The organism is Streptomyces sp. NPDC048270 (assembly GCF_040652335.1).
Taxonomy (GTDB): domain Bacteria; phylum Actinomycetota; class Actinomycetes; order Streptomycetales; family Streptomycetaceae; genus Streptomyces.
Genome location: NZ_JBEZLV010000007.1, coordinates 77,062 through 92,607 on the forward strand (window position 1 = coordinate 77,062; position 15,546 = coordinate 92,607).

A 15,546-nucleotide genomic window follows, 5' to 3' on the forward strand; every position below is an offset into this window, starting at 1 on the left:
GGCGGGGGCCGGGACGGACGACCGGGCGCGGGCCCGGCTCCACGGGCCTCAGCCGCGGCGCAGGCGGACCGTGAGGATCTGGAACGGGCGCAGGGTGAGGGCGACCGCGCCGTCGGGAGTGGGCGCGCCGACCGCCGACCCCGCCAGGGGGCGCTCGAGGAGGTCGCTCTCGACCGCCTCCGCCACCGGGAAGCCCGCCGCGAGGACGGCCTTGGCGCGGCCGCCGCGGGACTCGTAGAGGCGGACGATCACGTCGCCGCCGCGGTCCTCGGCGAGCTTGACCGCCTCGACGACCACCGCGTCGTTGTCCACGGCCAGCAGCGGGGCGACCGGGCCCGCGCCGCTGACCACCCGCTCCGGCAGGTTGAGCGCGTGCCCCTCGCGGACGGCGTCGCCGATCTCCGCACCCGGCGCCAGCGAGAACCGCAGGGTGTGGGCGCCCTGGTCGGTCTCCGGGTCGGGATAGCGCGGCGCGCGCAGGAGGGAGAGGCGGATCGTGGTGGTCTGGCCGCCGTCGGCCCGTACGTCGCGGGTCACGTCGTACCCGTAGGTGGACTCGTTGAGCAGGGCGGCCCCCCAGCCCGGCTCCTGCGCGTGGATCCAGCGGTGGGCGCAGATCTCGAACTTGGCGGCCTCCCAGGAGGTGTTGGTGTGGGTGGCCCGGTAGACGTGCCCGAACTGGGTCTCCGAGGCCGTCCGTTCGGCCTTCACGTCCAGCGGGAAGGCCGCCTTGAGGAACTTCTCCGTCTCGTGCCAGTCCACGTCGGTGACGATGTCGAGGGTCTTGGCCCCGGACCTCAGGGTGAGCGACTGGACGGCCGTCGAGGAGCCGAAGGAGCGGGTGATGCGGACCGTGGCGGCCGACGGGCCGCTCTCGGCGACCTCCATGGCGTCCAGGGCGACCAGGTCGGTGACCTTGTTGCGGTAGAACGCGTCGATGTCCCAGGCGTCCCACATGTTCGGGAAGTCGGGGTGGATCTGGAGCAGGTTCGCCGCGCCGCCCGGCGCGACCGCCTCGCGGTCCGCCTCGAGGTCGTAGGCGGAGACGACCAGCCCGCGGCCGTCGATCTCCACCAGCAGCCGGCCGTTGGCCAGGACGTGGCCGCCACCGTGCCGCTCCTCCACCGTGACCGGCTGCCCCGCCTCGGCCGGGACCCCCGCGCCGCCGGCCGGGACGCCGCGCCGGGCGTGCGGTGCGCAGTTGAAGACCAGGGCCTGCCCGCCCTCCCCGGCCAGGGCCGTCTGCGCGGCCAGGGTGATCCCCTCCAGCTCCGCGCGCACCGTCCGGTAGGTCTGGCGCGCCTCGCGGTGCACCCAGGCGATGGAGGAGCCGGGCAGGATGTCGTGGAACTGGTGCAGCAGCACCGTCTTCCAGATCCGCTCGAGGTCCTCGTACGGGTAGGCGTACCCCGCCGCGCGGACCGCGGCGGTCGCCGCCCACAGCTCGGCCTCGCGCAGCAGCGACTCGCTGTGCCGGTTGCCCTGCTTGGTCTTGGCCTGGGAGGTGTAGGTGCCGCGGTGCAGCTCCAGGTAGAGCTCGCCGGCCCAGACGGGCGCGTCCGGGTACTCGGCGTGGGCCTTCTCGAAGAAGGCGTCCGGCCGCTCGACCTCGACCCGGGGGGAGCCTTCGAGGTTCCGCTGGCGCTGGGCGCGGGCCAGGTGCTCGCGGGTGGGGCCGCCCCCGCCGTCGCCCCACCCGAAGGGCACCAGCGAGCGCGAGCCGCGGCCCTTCTCCTGGTAGTTGCGTGCGGCGTGCGCCAGCTGGGCGCCCCCGAGGTCGGAGTTGTAGGTGTCGACGGGCGGGAAGTGGGTGAAGACGCGGGTGCCGTCGATGCCCTCCCACCAGAAGGTGTGGTGGGGGAACTTGTTGACCTGGGACCAGCAGATCTTCTGGGTCAGGAACCAGGTGGAGCCGGAGAGCCTGACGATCTGCGGCATCGCGGCGGTGTAGCCGAAGGAGTCGGGCAGCCAGACGTTGCGGGTCTCGATTCCGAACTCGTCGAGGAAGAACTTCTTGCCGTAGAGGAACTGGCGGGCCATGGCCTCCCCGCCGACCATGTTGGTGTCGGACTCCACCCACATCCCGCCGACCGGCACGAACTGCCCGTCGGCGATCTTCTTCTTGATCCTCTCGAAGAGCTCGGGCCGGTAGGTCTTGATCCAGTCCAGCTGCTGGGCCTGCGACATGGCGAACACGAACTCGGGGTGCTCGTCCATCAGGTTGACCACGTTGGAGGAGGTGCGGGCGACCTTGCGCACCGTCTCGCGCAGCGGCCACAGCCAGGCGGAGTCGATGTGGGAGTGCCCGACCGCGCTGATCCGGTGCGCGGAGGCGTGGGCGGGGGCGGCGAGCACGCCGGTCAGGCACGCGCGGGCGGCGGCCGCGGTGCCGGGCACGTCGCCGAGGTCCACCGCGTCCAGCGCCGCGTCGACGGCGCGCAGGATCGCGTACCGCCGGGCGTCCTCGGTGTCCAGCTGGGTCATCAGGTCGTGCAGGACCTCCAGGTCCTGGACCAGTTCCCACACCTCGGTCTCGAACACGGCGAGGTCCATCCGGGCGAGCCGGTAGAGCGGCCGGTCGCCGCTGGTCAGCCGGTCGCCCTCGTACGTGGCCGTGTGCTCGACGAGGACCGGGTTGGAGGCGGCCTCGACGTACCACTCCACGCGCTCGCCGCCCTGGGCCCGGTCGGCGACGCGCACCCAGTCGTTGTACGGGTTCAGTGCCTTGACCTCGCTCCCGTCGGCCCGGTGGACCAGTCCCTCGCACTGGAAGCCGGGCATCATCCGGTCGAAGCCCAGGTCGAGGACGGCCTCGACCGTACGGCCGGCCCAGTCGGCCGGGACGCTGCCGGTGACCTTGAACCAGGTGGTGCCCCAGGCCGGGCCCCAGGCCGCACCGATGGCGCAGGGCTCGTACCCCGCCGCCAGGCCCTCGGCGACGGGGACCGGCTCGTCCGGGGCCTCCCAGCGCGCGAGGGTCAGCGGGACGGGGCGGGAGTGCACGGCGGGCTTGATGCGCTCCTTGAGGACCCGGCGGAGGCGGTGTTCGGTGATGCTGCGGTCGTCGTGCATGACGGCTGCTCCAGGAGGGAGAGGGGTCGGGACACGGGAGGGCGGGGTGCGCGGAGGGTGCGGTGCGCGGAAGGGTGCGGTGCGCGGGCGGCGGTTCAGGCCTTGACGGCTCCCTCTCCGACGCCCTTGAAGAAGAAACGCTGGAGGGCGAAGAACAGGAGCATCATCGGGATGAGCGCGGCCATGGCGCCGGCGGCGATGAGCCGCTGGTCGTTGACGGTGGTGGCGCCGGCCAGGGTCTTCAGTCCGAGCTGGAGGGTGTAGTGCTCGCTGTCGGTGAGGACCAGCAGGGGCCACAGGAAGTCGTCCCAGGCACCCATGAAGCTGGTGATGCACACGACGGCCAGGGCCCCCTTGGCGGCGGGGAGGAACACCCGGGTGAAGCGGGTCCATTCGTCCGCCCCGTCCAGGACCGCGGCTTCCTCCAGCTCCCTGGGCACGGCCAGGAAGGCCGCCCGCATGATCATGATGTTGAGGACGGAGACGGCGCCGGGCAGCCAGACGCCGATGAGGGTGTCGACCAGGCCCATCTCGCGGACCGTGAGGAACATCGAGATCATCACCGACTCGAAGGGGAACATCAGGGTCGCCACGAGCACGGTGAAGACGGCCTTGCGGCCCTTCCAGCCGGGCCGGGACAGGGCGTAGCCGCCCATCGCCCCGAAGAGCACGTTCGAGGTGACCGCGAGGGCGGCCACGACGAGGGTGTTGCCGACGTACTGGAGCAGCGGGAACGACTCGGCGACCCGCACGTAGTTGTCGAGGGTGGGCTGCGAGGGCAGTACGCCGTCGTACACGTTCTCCGTGCGGCCGCGGATCGAGGTCAGGAACTGCCAGACGATCGGGCCCAGCATGATCACGAGCATCAGGGCCAGCGTGACGTACCGGCCGGCGAGTCCGGCCCAGTGGCGCCTCAACTCTCGTCTCCCTTCGACAGGCGGCGGCCCAGCAGGCTGAAGACCAGCGTCAGCAGGAAGAGCAGGATCGAGAGCGCGGAGGCGTAGCCGGTCTCGCCGGAGAAGCCGAGGCCGACCTGCCGGATGAGGAAGGGCAGGGTACGGGCGCCGCCGCCGGGGCCGCCGCTCTCGCCGCCGAGGATGTAGATCTCGGTGAAGACGCGCAGCGCCGAGATGGCGGAGAGGGTGCCGACCAGCAGCATCATCGGCTTGACCTGGGGGACGGTGATGCTGAAGAAGCGGCGGACGGCGCCGGCTCCGTCGAGGGCGGCCGCCTCATAGAGGGAGGCGGGGACGTTCCCGAGGGCCGCGAGGTAGAAGACCATGTAGTAGCCGAGCCCCTTCCACACGGTCACGATCATCGCGGAGACCAGCAGCATGGTGCTGTCGGTCAGGAACGGGACCGGTTCGGAGACGATGCTCAGCTTCCGGAAGACGGTGTTGACCAGGCCGTCGCTGCGCAGCACCCACTGCCAGATGAGCCCGACGACCACGGCGGAGGCGATCACGGGGGTGTAGAAGGCGGAGCGGAAGAAGCCGATGCCGGGGACCTTCGTCCGGACGAGGACGGCGAGGGCCAGCGGCAGGAGGACCAGGCAGGGCACGACGACGGCGAGGTAGAGCACGCTGTTGGCGGCCGCGGTCCAGAAGTCGGGATCGGCGAAGGCGCGGGTGTAGTTGTCGAAGCCGACGAACGAGCCGCCGCGCAGGATCTGGGAGTCGGTGAGGGAGAGGATGACGGTGTTGACGAACGGCCAGAGGCTGAACAGCACCACCATCAGCAGGCCGGGGGCGAGGAAGAGGTACGGGGTCCACCAGGCGCGCAGGCGCACCGCGGTCCCGGCCTCCTCGGCCCGCTTTCCCCGCCCTGCCCGCTCGCCCCGCCTGGCCCGCTTCCCCCGCGCGCTCCGCTCGGCCCGCTTCCCCCGCGCGCCCCGCCCGGCCCGCTGCCCCCGCGCGCTCCGCTCGCCCCGCCCGGCGCCCTTCTCCCGCACGGCGTCCTCCTCCCGGCCGGCGTCCTCCTCCCGCCCGGCCGGCAGCACGCGGGTCACTGGCGGGCCGCGGCGGCGAGCAGCTTGTTGGCCTCCTCCTGGGCCTTCCTGACCGCCGTCCGGGGGTCCTGTTCGCCCTGGATGGCCTTCTGCATCTCCCGTACGACGGCGTCGCCCACCTGACTGGTCCACTGGACGGGGGTGTTGGCGTCGAGCTCGGCGGTCTTCAGCTGCTCGGCGCCGATCGCACGGGCGAGGGTCTCGGCGTCCGTGCCGTCGCCCCGGTCCGCGAAGTACGGGTCCGCGAGGCCCCGGGCGTTCGACGGGTAGATGGTCGCCTTCTTGGAGAACGCCACCTGGTTGGGCCCGTTGGTGACCCACTTGGCGAACTCGGCGGCCGCGTCGAGGTGCTTGGTGTCCTTCTTGATGCCGAGGGACTGGGCGTAGATGCCGATGTGGCCGAGGGTGCCGGTGACGGCTCCCGCGACGTGGGTCTTCGCGTAGACCTGGGGCGCGTTCTGCTTGATGTCCTTGACGAACCCCGGCGAGCCGGGGCCGAAGACGAGCTTCCCGCCGCCGTAGAGCTGGTTGATGTCATCGGACTTGAGGAGCGACTCCTTGGGCATCGCGCCCTTGGCGTACAGGTCCTTCATCCGTTCCACCCAGGCGACGGCCCGGTCGGTGTCGAAGGTGAACCGCTCCCCCCGCGCGTCGAGGATCGGGACGCCCATCTTCTGCCAGTCACCCGGCAGCCGGCCCTTGGGATCGGCCATGAAGGCGGCGGTGCGGCCGCCCGAGGTGGTCGCGATCCGCTCGGCGTAGTCGAAGAACTGCTCCACGCTGGTGGGCGGCTTGGCCGGGTCCAGGCCGGCCTTCTCGAAGAGCTCCTTGTTGTACGTGAGGATCTCCGGGGTCACGTACCAGGGGTAGGCGTACACGCCGTCGCCCTTGCCGGGGAGCTTGAACTGCTCCCAGGCGCCCGGCACGTACTCCGCGGCCAGCGCTCCGTCGAGTCTGGCGACGTCGGCCAGCATCCCCCGGTCGCCGAGGAGCTGGAAGGAGTCGGTGGACAGGTTGACCACGTCCGGCAGGGCTCCGGCCTGGGCGTCGGCGACGAGCTTCTCGTTGTAGCCGTCGCCCGGTACGTCCTCCCACTTGACCTTCACCTCGGGGTACTCGGCCTCGAAGCCGTCGATGACGCCCTGGACGTAGGCCGTGAAGACGGGCTTCAGCTGCAGGGTGCGGAAGGTGATCTCACCCGCCACTCTGCCCGTCTTCTCGGCCTCCTCCACCTCCCCCGAAGAGCCGCTCATTCCGCAGGCGCCGGTCGACAGGAGGGCGCCGGCCACCAGCACGGCAACGGCCGTACGGGTCGGGTTGGAACGGGTCATCGTCGCCGCCTTCGCAGAAGTCCGGCCTCATTGCCGGAGGCGGTGCCCACGGTCGTCGGGAACCAAGTCCTCGTCAATGAGGCAGGGGGCCCGCTGGCCGGTGGAGGCCTGGTCCGCAAGGCCCCGACCTGGGTCCACCGGCCCCGGAGGACCTCCGCCGCGCCCGGCTCGAGCTGGACTAATGCGCTTTAGTACAAAGGCAGTCGACCGTGGTATCGATTCGATAACGAAGCCGACTCTGCTGCTCGATCTGACGCTTTGTCGCCGGTTCGCGAGGCGCCGCACTAATGCGGTTTACCTCATCGGGTACTCGGCCTTCTCCGCGAGCCTGCCGTCCTTGAAGCAGAAGCGGAGCACGGTTTCCTTGCCGTTCCCGGGGTCGGCGCTGGACACGTACCAGGCGCAGGTGCTGCCCTCGGGCTCGGCCGGGCCGCCCTCCTTCAGCGCGCCCTTGACGAAGGAGTCGCCCGAGGGGAGCTTGGCGCGCACCTCGCCCTCCGCGTCGCCGGCCTTCACCGCCGCGTAGACCTCGGGGTCGATCAGGGTCTGGTCGGCCATGTCGAGGAACCTGCCCACGCCGAAGACCGCCAGCACGGCGAGGCCGATGCCCAGCACCAGAGCCACCCCGCAGCCGATCAGACAACCCTTGCGCTGTGCCACGCCCGTTCCTCCGTGTCGCTCGTGTCCGGCGGCGGTCGCCTGGACACTCCGACCTTCGCAAGGGGCGGGGGCCCGGGGCTGTCCTCGAAAGTCGCCGGCTGCCGCGACGATCGTCGTTCGAGGTCAGACCCCCGTCACCGCGCCAGGTCCCCGGGGTCCGTGTTGGCCCCGCAGAGCAGGACGGCGACCCGCTCGCCGAGCGGCTCCCGGGCTGCGCGCTGGGCCGCGAGGGCGGTGGCCGCGCCCGCCTCCACCACGATCCGGTGCTCCTCCCAGAGCGCCCGCCGGGCGTCCGTGATCGCCGTGTCCGGGACGAGGACCGAGGTGACGGACCCGTCCTGGGCGGCGGCCAGGGCGTCCGCCGAGACCCGGGTGGCCCCCAGCGAGTCGGCGGCCACCGAGTCCACCGCCACGTCGACCGGACGGCCCGCGGCCAGGGCGGCGTTCAGGGCGCGGCAGTTCTCCGGCTCGGCCGCCACCACCCGCACGCCGTGCTCGCGCGCGGCGGTGGCGATGCCGGCGAACAGCCCGCCGCCGCCGACCGCGACGACCACCGTGTCCAGGCCGGGCAGCCCGGCCCGGATCTCGTCGAGCAGGGTGCCGGCGCCCGCGGCGATGAGCGGATGGTCGTAGGCGTGGCTGCTCAGGGCCCCGCTGACGGCGGCGAACTCCTGGCAGGCGGCGAGGGCCTCGGCGTACCGGTCGCCGACGAGCCGCACCTCGGCCCCGTACCCGCGCAGCCGTTCCACCTTCACCCGGGGGGCGTTGACGGGCAGGAACACGGTGGCGGGCACGTCCTGGCCGCGGGCCGCCCAGGCGCAGGCGAGCCCCGCGTTGCCGCCGGAGGCGATGGTGACCCCGGCGGACGGGAGGGTGCCGGCCCGGTGGTGGGCGGCGAGGAAGTTGCGCGCGCCGCGGGCCTTGAAGGAGCCGGTGTGCTGGAGGTGTTCCAGGGCGTACCAGACCCCGTCGGACGCGGGAGCCACGGCGACGGGCCGTACCGATCCGGCGATGCGGTCGGCGGCGGCGCGTACGGCGGCGTAGTCGAGCTGCTGTTCCATGGCAGGTCTCCCCCTCAGGTGGTGGGTCGGATGGCGGGCCGGGCGGCTTCGATCAGCTGGCGCAGGGCGCCGTAGTACACCTCGTGGTCCGTCAGGGGCGGCAGCACCTCGGCCAGTCCGGCGCAGAGCACGGGGAACCGCTCGGGGTCGAGAGCGGCGAGGGCCGCCCGGGAGGCGGCGGTGGCCCCGGCCGGATCCCGGTGGTCCACGAAGGCCGCGCTGCCCAGGGTGAGCAGGTACATGCGGCGGTAGACGGTCATCGCTTCGGCTGCCGTCATGCCGACGGCCACGCTGTCCGCGAGGGCGGGCTCGACGAGCCGGGCGAGCAGCTGCCGCCCGAGCCAGGGGCGGCCTCCGCGCAGGACGAGCAGTCCGGGGTGGGCGGTGAGCAGCCGGTACAGCGCACCGAACCGCTCCTCGCAGGCCTGGCCCCAGTCGGTGCCGGCGGGGATGTCGGGCAGCTGCGCGGCCAGGTGTTCGGTGCACAGGTCCAGCAGTCCGGCGAGGTCGGCGCAGCGGCGCTGGACGGTGGCGTGGGAGACGCCGAGCCGGTCGGCCAGGGCCCGGAAGCTCAGGGCAGCCGGCCCCTCCTCGTCGAGGAGGCGCAGGGCGGCGACGGCGATCGCTTCGGGGGTGGCCCGGTCCAGGGCGGCTGATCTCCTCGGCATGAGATACACCGTAACATACGACGTATCACACCGATCCGGCTCGCCTACCCACCCCTTTGGTGTGACATCGATTGCGGCCATATTGCTGGTCAATGGCGGATATCAGCCGACTTTCGTTGACAGCGGGTAGTCACCTCGCTGCACTGGGCGCACGACTGCCCCCCATGTCAAGGAGACTCCGTGCCGCCTCGCCTGCGCGCCTCGCTCCCCTGTCTCACCGCGGCCGCCCTGCTCGCCTTGGCGCTCTCCCCCGCCCCCGCGGGGGCCGAGCCCACGGCGACCTCGGACACCCCCCTCGCCCTCACCCCTCCCATGGGCTGGAACAACTGGGCGCACTACATGTGCGACATCGACGAGGCCACGGTGGTGGCGAACGCGGACGCCCTCGTGTCCACCGGTCTCGCCGCCAAGGGCTACGACACGGTGACCGTCGACGACTGCTGGATGACCAAGGCCCGCGACGCACGGGGCGCGCTGGTCGTGGACACGGAGAAGTTCCCGCACGGCATGGCCTGGCTCGGCGACTACCTGCACGCCAAGGGCCTGAAGTTCGGCATCTACCAGGACGCCGGCTCGCTCACCTGCGAGAAGTATCCGGGCAGCGGAGCGCCGCAGGGCGGTGGCGCGGACCACTACGCGCAGGACGCCCGGCAGTTCGCCTCCTGGAAGGTGGACTACGTCAAGATGGACGGCTGCAACCTGTGGGTGCCGGAGGGCAAGACGAAGGAGCAGGCCTACCGGGACGCCTACAACTCCGTCGCCGCGGCCCTGCGCGCGAGCGGCCGGGACATGGTGCTGTCGGCCTCCGCCCCCGCCTACTTCCAGCAGGGCGAGTGGGGCGGCTCCGACTGGCACAAGGTCCTCGGCTGGGTCGGCGAGACCGGCCAGCTGTGGCGCGAGGGCCGGGACATCAAGGTCTACCAGCCCGCCGCCCCGGCGACCTCCCGGTGGAGCTCGGTCCTGGGCAACTACGGGTACAACCGCTGGCTGGGCCGGTACGCGGGCCCCGGAAACTGGAACGACCCCGACTTCCTGATCGCGGGCGCTCCCGGCCTCAGCGCGGCCGAGGGCCGCAGCCAGGTCGCCCTCTGGGCCATGATGGCGGCCCCGTTCATCCTGTCCTCGGACGTCTCCCAGCTCACCCCCGAGGGCCTCGCCGCCCTCGGGAACACCCGGATGATCGCCCTCGACCAGGACCCCATGGGCCGTCAGGGCGCGGTGGTCTCCTCCAACGCCACCTTCGAGATCCTGGTCCGGCCGCTCGCGAACGGCGACCGGGCGGTGGCCGTGCTCAACCGCTCCGGCGCCGCGCGCGACATCAACGTGCCGCTCGACGAGATCGGGCTGCCGTCCTGCACGGCGGACGCGCTGGACCTGTGGAGCGGGGAGCGCCGGGAGGTCTCCGAGACGCTGACCGGCCGGGTCGGCGCCCACGACACCGGGGTCTGGCGGCTCACCCCGCGCGGCTGCGGCGAGGCCGTGCCGACCGGGCAGATCGTCGGTGACGGCGCCAAGTGCGCCGACGGGGCCAACACCACCGGTGTCGGCGCGGTCGTGCTCGGCACCTGCACCGGGGCCCCCGACCAGCGGTGGACCCTGGGACGCGACGCGAGCCTGCGGATGGCCGGCGAGTGCCTGTCGGCGGGCGAGGACGGCCTGGTGGAGCTGGCGGACTGCGCGCCCGCCGAGGAGCGGCAGCCCGGCCAGAGCTGGGCGCACCGGCGCGACGGGGCCCTCGTCGAGGAGGCGAGCGGCATGTGCCTGACGGCGCCCGCCGCGGCCGCCACCCCGGACGCCCCGGCCGAGCGGCTGCGGCTGGCCCCGTGCGGCGGCCACCGGGTCGACCAGGCCTGGGCCCTCCCGGTCTGACGGCGCCGAGGATGACGCAGCCGAAGCACACGCCACCGCCCGCCCCCGAGCCCCCCGGGCCCCTGTCCGAGCCCGAGCCCTTGACCGGCTCCCTGCCCGAGCCCCCGCGCTCGGCCGGACCCCCGACCGAAACCGGGTCCTGGGCCGACTCCCCGTCCGGAGCCGGGGCCCGGCCCGGGACCTCGGCCGACTCCCCGACCGAAACCGGGGCCCGGCCCGGGACCTCGGCCGGATCCGCGTCCGGAGCCGGGGCGTTTCGCGGGCCTCGGTCCGCGGGGCGGTCCCGGCGCGCGGTCCTTCCGCGGCCCGTCGCGCTCGCCGCCGTCCCGACGGTGCTCCTCGCCCTGCTCGGCGCCGCGGCCGCGCCGGGCGCCGCGTCTCCCGCACGGGCCGACGCGCCGGCCGGCCTCCGGGCCGGGCCGTGGGCCCGTCCGCCCGCGCCCGCGCCGGCCGCCGCGCCGCGGCCCGCGAGCTTCGACACCGCGCCCGCGCGGGCCGCCCTGGAGCGGCTGCTGCCGCGCCACGCAGGGCAGTTCACCCTGCTGCCCGGCACGGCAGCCGCCGCCGACACCTTCACCGTCTCCGGTACGCCGGGCGCGATCACCGTGCGCGGCAGCACCGGGGCCACCCTGCTGACCGGAGTCGGCTGGTACCTCCAGCACGTCGCCGGGGCGGACATCGGCTGGCCCGGCGACAGCATCGGCATGCTGCCCGCGCAGCTGCCCGGCGTCCCGGAGCCGGTCACCCGCAGTGCGCTGGTGCCCCACCGGTACGCCCTCAACGACACCGACGACGGCTACTCCGGCCCGTACCGGACCTTCGAGGAGCACCAGCGGCAGATCGACCTGCTCGCCCTGCACGGCATCAACGAGGTGTTCGTGCAGGCCGGCGCCGAGTACCCGTACTACCGGGCGCTCCAGGGCTTCGGCTACTCCGCCGAGGAGCTGCGGCAGTGGGTGCCCGGGCCCGGGCACCAGAGCTGGTGGCTGCTGCAGAATTTGAGCGGCTTCGGCGGACCGGTCACGGAACGGCTCATGCGGGAGCGCGCCCAGCTGGGCGGGCGGATCGCGGAGCAGCTGCGCGGGCTGGGCATGACCCCGGTGCTGCCGGGCTACTTCGGCACCGTGCCGCCGGAGTTCGCCGCCCGGAACCCGGGGTCCGCCACCGTGCCGCAGGGCGACTGGGCGGGCTTCGACCGGCCGGACTGGCTGGACCCGGCGTCCGCGGCGTTCGGGAAGCTGGCCGCCGCGTACTACGCGGAGCAGCGCGCGGTGTTCGGGGACAGCACGATGTACCGGATGAGCCCGCTGCACGAGGGCGGCCAGACGGGCGCGGTGGACGTGAAGTCCGCCGCGGGGGCCATCCAGGACGCCCTGCACGCCGCCCATCCCGGCGCGCTGTGGGCGGTGCTGGGCTGGCAGGACGATCCGACCGCGGAGCTCCTCGCCGGGGTGGACACCTCGAAGCTGCTGATCCTGGACGGGCTCTCGGACCGGTACAACCGCCTGGACCGGGAGGCCCGTTGGGGCGGCGTCCCGTACGCGATGGGCACCATCTACAACTTCGGCGGGCACACCACGATCGGCGCGAACACCTCCGTGTGGCTCGAGCGGTTCGGGCCCTGGCGGACCAAGACCGACAGCGCGCTCACCGGCATCGCCTACCTGCCGGAGGCCACCGGGACCAACCCGGCCGCCTTCGACCTCTTCACCGACCTGGCCTGGGAGCCGGGGCCGGTGGACCACCGGCAGTGGTTCGCCGACTTCGCGGCCCGCCGCTACGGCCGGCCCGACGCCGCGGCCGCCGCGGCCTGGGAGGAGCTGCGCAAGGGGCCGTACAGCACCTCGTCGGGCCTGTGGTCGGAGTCCCAGGACAGCCTGTTCACCGCCCGACCCAGCCTCACGGCGGCCGGAGCGGCGTACTGGAGCCCCAAGTCCATGCGCTACCCGGCCGGTTCGGTCCGGCGCGCACTGGACCACCTGCTCCGGGTGGATCCGCGGCTGCGCGGCTCCAGCGCCTACCGCTTCGACCTGGTGGACACCGCCCGGCAGGCGCTCGCCAACCACTCGCGGGTGCTGCTCCCGAAGATCAAGGCGGCGTACGAGGCCAAGGACCTGGCCCGTTTCCGTGCGCTGACCGCCGAATGGCGCGACGGGGAGCGCAGGCTGGACGCCCTCACCGGCTCCGACCCGAACTTCCTGCTCGGCGGCTGGCTCGCCGGGGCGCGCGCGCAGGGCGCCGACACGGCGGAGCAGGACCGGTACGAGTACGACGCACGCTCGATCCTGAGCGTGTGGGGGCGCCGCAGCACGAGCGAGGGCGGCTTCCTTCACGATTACGCGAACCGTGAATGGAGCGGCCTGGTCTCGGAGTTGTACGCGCCCCGGTGGGACGCCTACTTCGACTCGCTGGAGGAGGCCCTGGTCGGGGGGACCGCGCCGCGGGCCATCGACTGGCACGCCTTCGAGGAGGACTGGGCCCGGCGGACCACCCGCCATCCGGTCCGGCCCAGCGGGGACCCGCACGCCCTCGCCACCGGGATCGCCGCGTTCCTCCCGGCGGTGAGCTGACCACACCACCCCACGGGTGACGGTCGCCCCGTCCGGCGGCCGTCACCCTCCCGTGGGAATCTCGGTCCTCGTGCGAGGGAGAACCCACCCGGCCGGGCACCGCGCGGGAGCGGCACTCGGTTCACTGGCCCGGAAACCACCAGGGGCGGCCACCGGAGCGATCCGGCGGTCGCCCCTTCCGACGCCATGACGGCATGACGCCCCCAGGAGCACCCCGGACATGCCCGAGACCGAGCACGAGCAGCCCCCGCGGGAACGGCCGCAGGAGGAACGGGCGCAGCCGGAACGGCCGCAGGAGGAACGGGCGCAGCCGGAACGGCCGCAGGAGGAGCGGGCGCAGCCGGCGGTGGGCCGCCCCGATCTGCGGGAGCTGCTCATAGCCGGGGTCGTGGAGCTGCGCAAGCGCGGGGAGCTGGCCACCCGCCGGGCGGACGCGGGCCACGAGAACCACCTGGAGGCCATGGCCCGGCGCGCCGCCGAGCGCGTCGCCGCCGAAGGCCGCCCCTGTGCTTCACCTGACCGGGCCCGGTGAGCGCGTGGCCGAGGTGCTGCTCCGGCCGGCCGACGGGCGGGAGCCCCGCGGCGGGAGCGCGCGGCGGGGGACGCGCAGCGGGCGGGAGCGCGGCACACTGGGCCTGTGACAGCGGATCCGGTGCGTCGGCAGCGGATGCTCGGCGCGCTCGGCGGGGTGGTGGCGGCCGCCGCGGGACTGGCCGCGGCCGAGCTCGCCGCGGCCGCCGTCCGCCCCGAGTCCTCCCCCGTCACCGCGGTCGGCGCGGCCGCGGTCGACGTGACGCCCACGGCCGTGCGGGAGTGGGCGATCCGGCAGTTCGGCGCCGCCGACAAGCTGGTGCTGACGCTCGGCATCCTCGCCGTCCTGGCCGCGGTCGCCGCCGCGGCCGGGATGCTGGCCGTGCGCCGCCTCCCCGCCGGGACGGCCGTCGCGGGCGCCTTCGGACTGCTGGGGGCGGCGGCCGCGCTCGGCCGGCCCGAGGCGGGCTGGCGGGACGCCCTGCCGGCGCTCGCCGCCGGAGTGACAGCGGCCGGGGTGCTGTGGCTGCTGGTGACCGCGATCCGGCGGCCCCGCCCGGGGTCGGCGCCCGGCGGCGCCTTGGCGCTGGACCGCCGCGGCTTCGGCCGGCTGGTCGCCGCCACCCTGGCCGTCTCGGCCGGGGCCGCGCTCGCCGGGCGGCGCCTCGGCGCCTACGGCTCCGCCGGCGCGACCGCCTCCCGGGCCCGCTTCCGGCTCCCCCGGCCCGCCGTGCCGGCGCCGCCGGTGCCCGCCGGCGCCGACCTGCGGGTGCCCGGGGTCTCCCCCTTCCTCACCCCCAACCGGGACTTCTACCGCGTGGACACCGCCCTGGTGGTGCCGCGCGTCGACGCCGGCGCCTGGCGGCTGCGCATCCACGGGGAGGGCGTGGCCAGACCGCTGGCCCTCGATCTGCGGGAGCTGCTCGCCCGTCCCCTGGTCGAGCACGACAACACCCTCACCTGTGTGTCCAACGAGATCGGGGGCCCGTACGCGGGCAACGCCCGCTGGCTCGGCGTCAACCTCGCCGACCTGCTCCGCGAGGCGGGGGTCCGGCCTCCGTCCGCGGGCGGGCCCGCGGACCAGCTGGTGGCGCGCTCGGTGGACGGCATGACGATCGGCACGCCCGTCGAGACCGTCATGGACGGCCGGGCAGCGCTGCTGGCCGTGGGGATGAACGGGGAGCCGCTGCCCTTCGCGCACGGGTTCCCGGTCCGGATGGTCGTTCCGGGCCTGTACGGGTACGTCTCCGCCTGCAAGTGGCTGCGCGAGCTGCGCCTGACCACCTTCGACGCGTACGACGCCTACTGGGTGCGCCGGGCCTGGGCGGCGCGGGCCCCCGTCAAGACGCAGTCGCGGATCGACACCCCGCGGTCGTTCGCGCGGCTCGCGCCGGGCCCGGTGGCGGTCGCCGGAGTGGCGTGGGCTCAGCACCGGGGCATCGAGCGGGTCGAGGTGCGGGTGGACGGCGGCCCCTGGCAGGAGGCGCGGCTCGGGGCGGCGGACGGGGTCGACACCTGGCGGCAGTGGGTGTGGCGGTGGGAGGCGGCCGCGGGCTCGCACACCCTCCAGGTGCGCGCCACGGACGGGACCGGCGCCGTGCAGACCGGGGAACGCGTGGGGACGCTGCCCGACGGGGCGACCGGCCGGCACGCCGTGACCGTACGCGTCGCGCCCGGGTCCTGACGGCGCCGCCGGTAGATTGACGCGACCATCGGGGCATCTCTCCCCTGTCGTCCCGCTTGCCTTGCCCCGTCCCGTACGTCAGGAGCCGGCGC

At 73.9% G+C, this 15,546-nt stretch carries 11 protein-coding genes; 4 read left to right on the top strand and 7 right to left on the bottom strand.

Going from position 1 to position 15,546, the window contains the following annotated elements; all coding sequences use genetic code 11:
- Positions 1-48: 48 nt before the first annotated feature.
- The 7 genes from AB0D66_RS09275 to AB0D66_RS09305 all read right to left on the bottom strand — a co-directional run bounded on the left by AB0D66_RS09275 (position 49) and on the right by AB0D66_RS09305 (position 8,800).
- Positions 49-3,072, bottom strand: coding sequence for a glycoside hydrolase family 38 C-terminal domain-containing protein (locus AB0D66_RS09275; RefSeq protein ID WP_362299054.1), 3,024 nt, complete (start codon positions 3,070-3,072; stop codon positions 49-51).
- Between the two features lie 95 nt (positions 3,073-3,167).
- Positions 3,168-3,938 (bottom strand): carbohydrate ABC transporter permease, encoded by a 771-nt coding sequence (locus AB0D66_RS09280; protein WP_362299325.1) that lies wholly within the window; start codon positions 3,936-3,938, stop codon positions 3,168-3,170.
- Between the two features lie 47 nt (positions 3,939-3,985).
- Complete coding sequence (locus tag AB0D66_RS09285; RefSeq protein WP_362299057.1) at positions 3,986-5,080, bottom strand: sugar ABC transporter permease; 1,095 nt, start codon at positions 5,078-5,080, stop codon at positions 3,986-3,988.
- Positions 5,077-6,411, bottom strand: a complete 1,335-nt coding sequence (locus tag AB0D66_RS09290) for a sugar ABC transporter substrate-binding protein (RefSeq protein WP_362299060.1) — start codon at positions 6,409-6,411, stop codon at positions 5,077-5,079. Before AB0D66_RS09290 ends, AB0D66_RS09285 begins: the two co-directional genes overlap by 4 nt.
- A 294-nt stretch (positions 6,412-6,705) precedes the next feature.
- Entirely contained in the window at positions 6,706-7,071 is a 366-nt protein-coding gene (locus AB0D66_RS09295; RefSeq protein WP_362299063.1) for a hypothetical protein, read from the bottom strand.
- 134 nt (positions 7,072-7,205) lie between these two features.
- On the bottom strand, positions 7,206-8,132 hold the full coding sequence (locus AB0D66_RS09300; RefSeq protein WP_362299066.1) for a serine/threonine dehydratase: 927 nt from the start codon (positions 8,130-8,132) through the stop codon (positions 7,206-7,208).
- A 14-nt stretch (positions 8,133-8,146) separates the two neighbouring features.
- Positions 8,147-8,800 carry a TetR family transcriptional regulator gene (locus AB0D66_RS09305; protein ID WP_362299069.1) on the bottom strand — a complete coding sequence of 218 codons (654 nt, stop codon included), beginning with the start codon at positions 8,798-8,800 and terminating at the stop codon, positions 8,147-8,149.
- A 180-nt stretch (positions 8,801-8,980) separates the two neighbouring features.
- Here AB0D66_RS09305 and AB0D66_RS09310 point away from each other — a divergent pair, with 180 nt between their 5' ends.
- From AB0D66_RS09310 to AB0D66_RS09325, 4 genes are all read left to right on the top strand, one after another.
- On the top strand, positions 8,981-10,669 hold the full coding sequence (locus AB0D66_RS09310; protein WP_362299072.1) for a ricin-type beta-trefoil lectin domain protein: 1,689 nt from the start codon (positions 8,981-8,983) through the stop codon (positions 10,667-10,669).
- Positions 10,670-10,680: 11 nt separating this feature from the next.
- Complete coding sequence (locus AB0D66_RS09315; RefSeq protein WP_362299075.1) at positions 10,681-13,239, top strand: alpha-N-acetylglucosaminidase; 2,559 nt, start codon at positions 10,681-10,683, stop codon at positions 13,237-13,239.
- Between the two features lie 220 nt (positions 13,240-13,459).
- Complete coding sequence (locus AB0D66_RS09320) at positions 13,460-13,771, top strand: hypothetical protein (protein WP_362299078.1); 312 nt, start codon at positions 13,460-13,462, stop codon at positions 13,769-13,771.
- 135 nt (positions 13,772-13,906) lie between these two features.
- Complete coding sequence (locus AB0D66_RS09325; protein WP_362299328.1) at positions 13,907-15,454, top strand: molybdopterin-dependent oxidoreductase; 1,548 nt, start codon at positions 13,907-13,909, stop codon at positions 15,452-15,454.
- Positions 15,455-15,546 lie beyond the last annotated feature (92 nt).

Coding starts and splice junctions, on each gene's coding strand:
- AB0D66_RS09305 (WP_362299069.1), bottom strand. CDS start 8,800: ATGCCGAGGAGATCAGCCGCCCTGGACCGGGCCACCCCCGAAGCGATC.
- AB0D66_RS09320 (WP_362299078.1), top strand. CDS start 13,460: ATGCCCGAGACCGAGCACGAGCAGCCCCCGCGGGAACGGCCGCAGGAG.
- AB0D66_RS09290 (WP_362299060.1), bottom strand. CDS start 6,411: ATGACCCGTTCCAACCCGACCCGTACGGCCGTTGCCGTGCTGGTGGCC.
- AB0D66_RS09300 (WP_362299066.1), bottom strand. CDS start 8,132: ATGGAACAGCAGCTCGACTACGCCGCCGTACGCGCCGCCGCCGACCGC.
- AB0D66_RS09275 (WP_362299054.1), bottom strand. CDS start 3,072: ATGCACGACGACCGCAGCATCACCGAACACCGCCTCCGCCGGGTCCTC.
- AB0D66_RS09325 (WP_362299328.1), top strand. CDS start 13,907: ATGCTCGGCGCGCTCGGCGGGGTGGTGGCGGCCGCCGCGGGACTGGCC.
- AB0D66_RS09315 (WP_362299075.1), top strand. CDS start 10,681: ATGACGCAGCCGAAGCACACGCCACCGCCCGCCCCCGAGCCCCCCGGG.
- AB0D66_RS09280 (WP_362299325.1), bottom strand. CDS start 3,938: ATGCTCGTGATCATGCTGGGCCCGATCGTCTGGCAGTTCCTGACCTCG.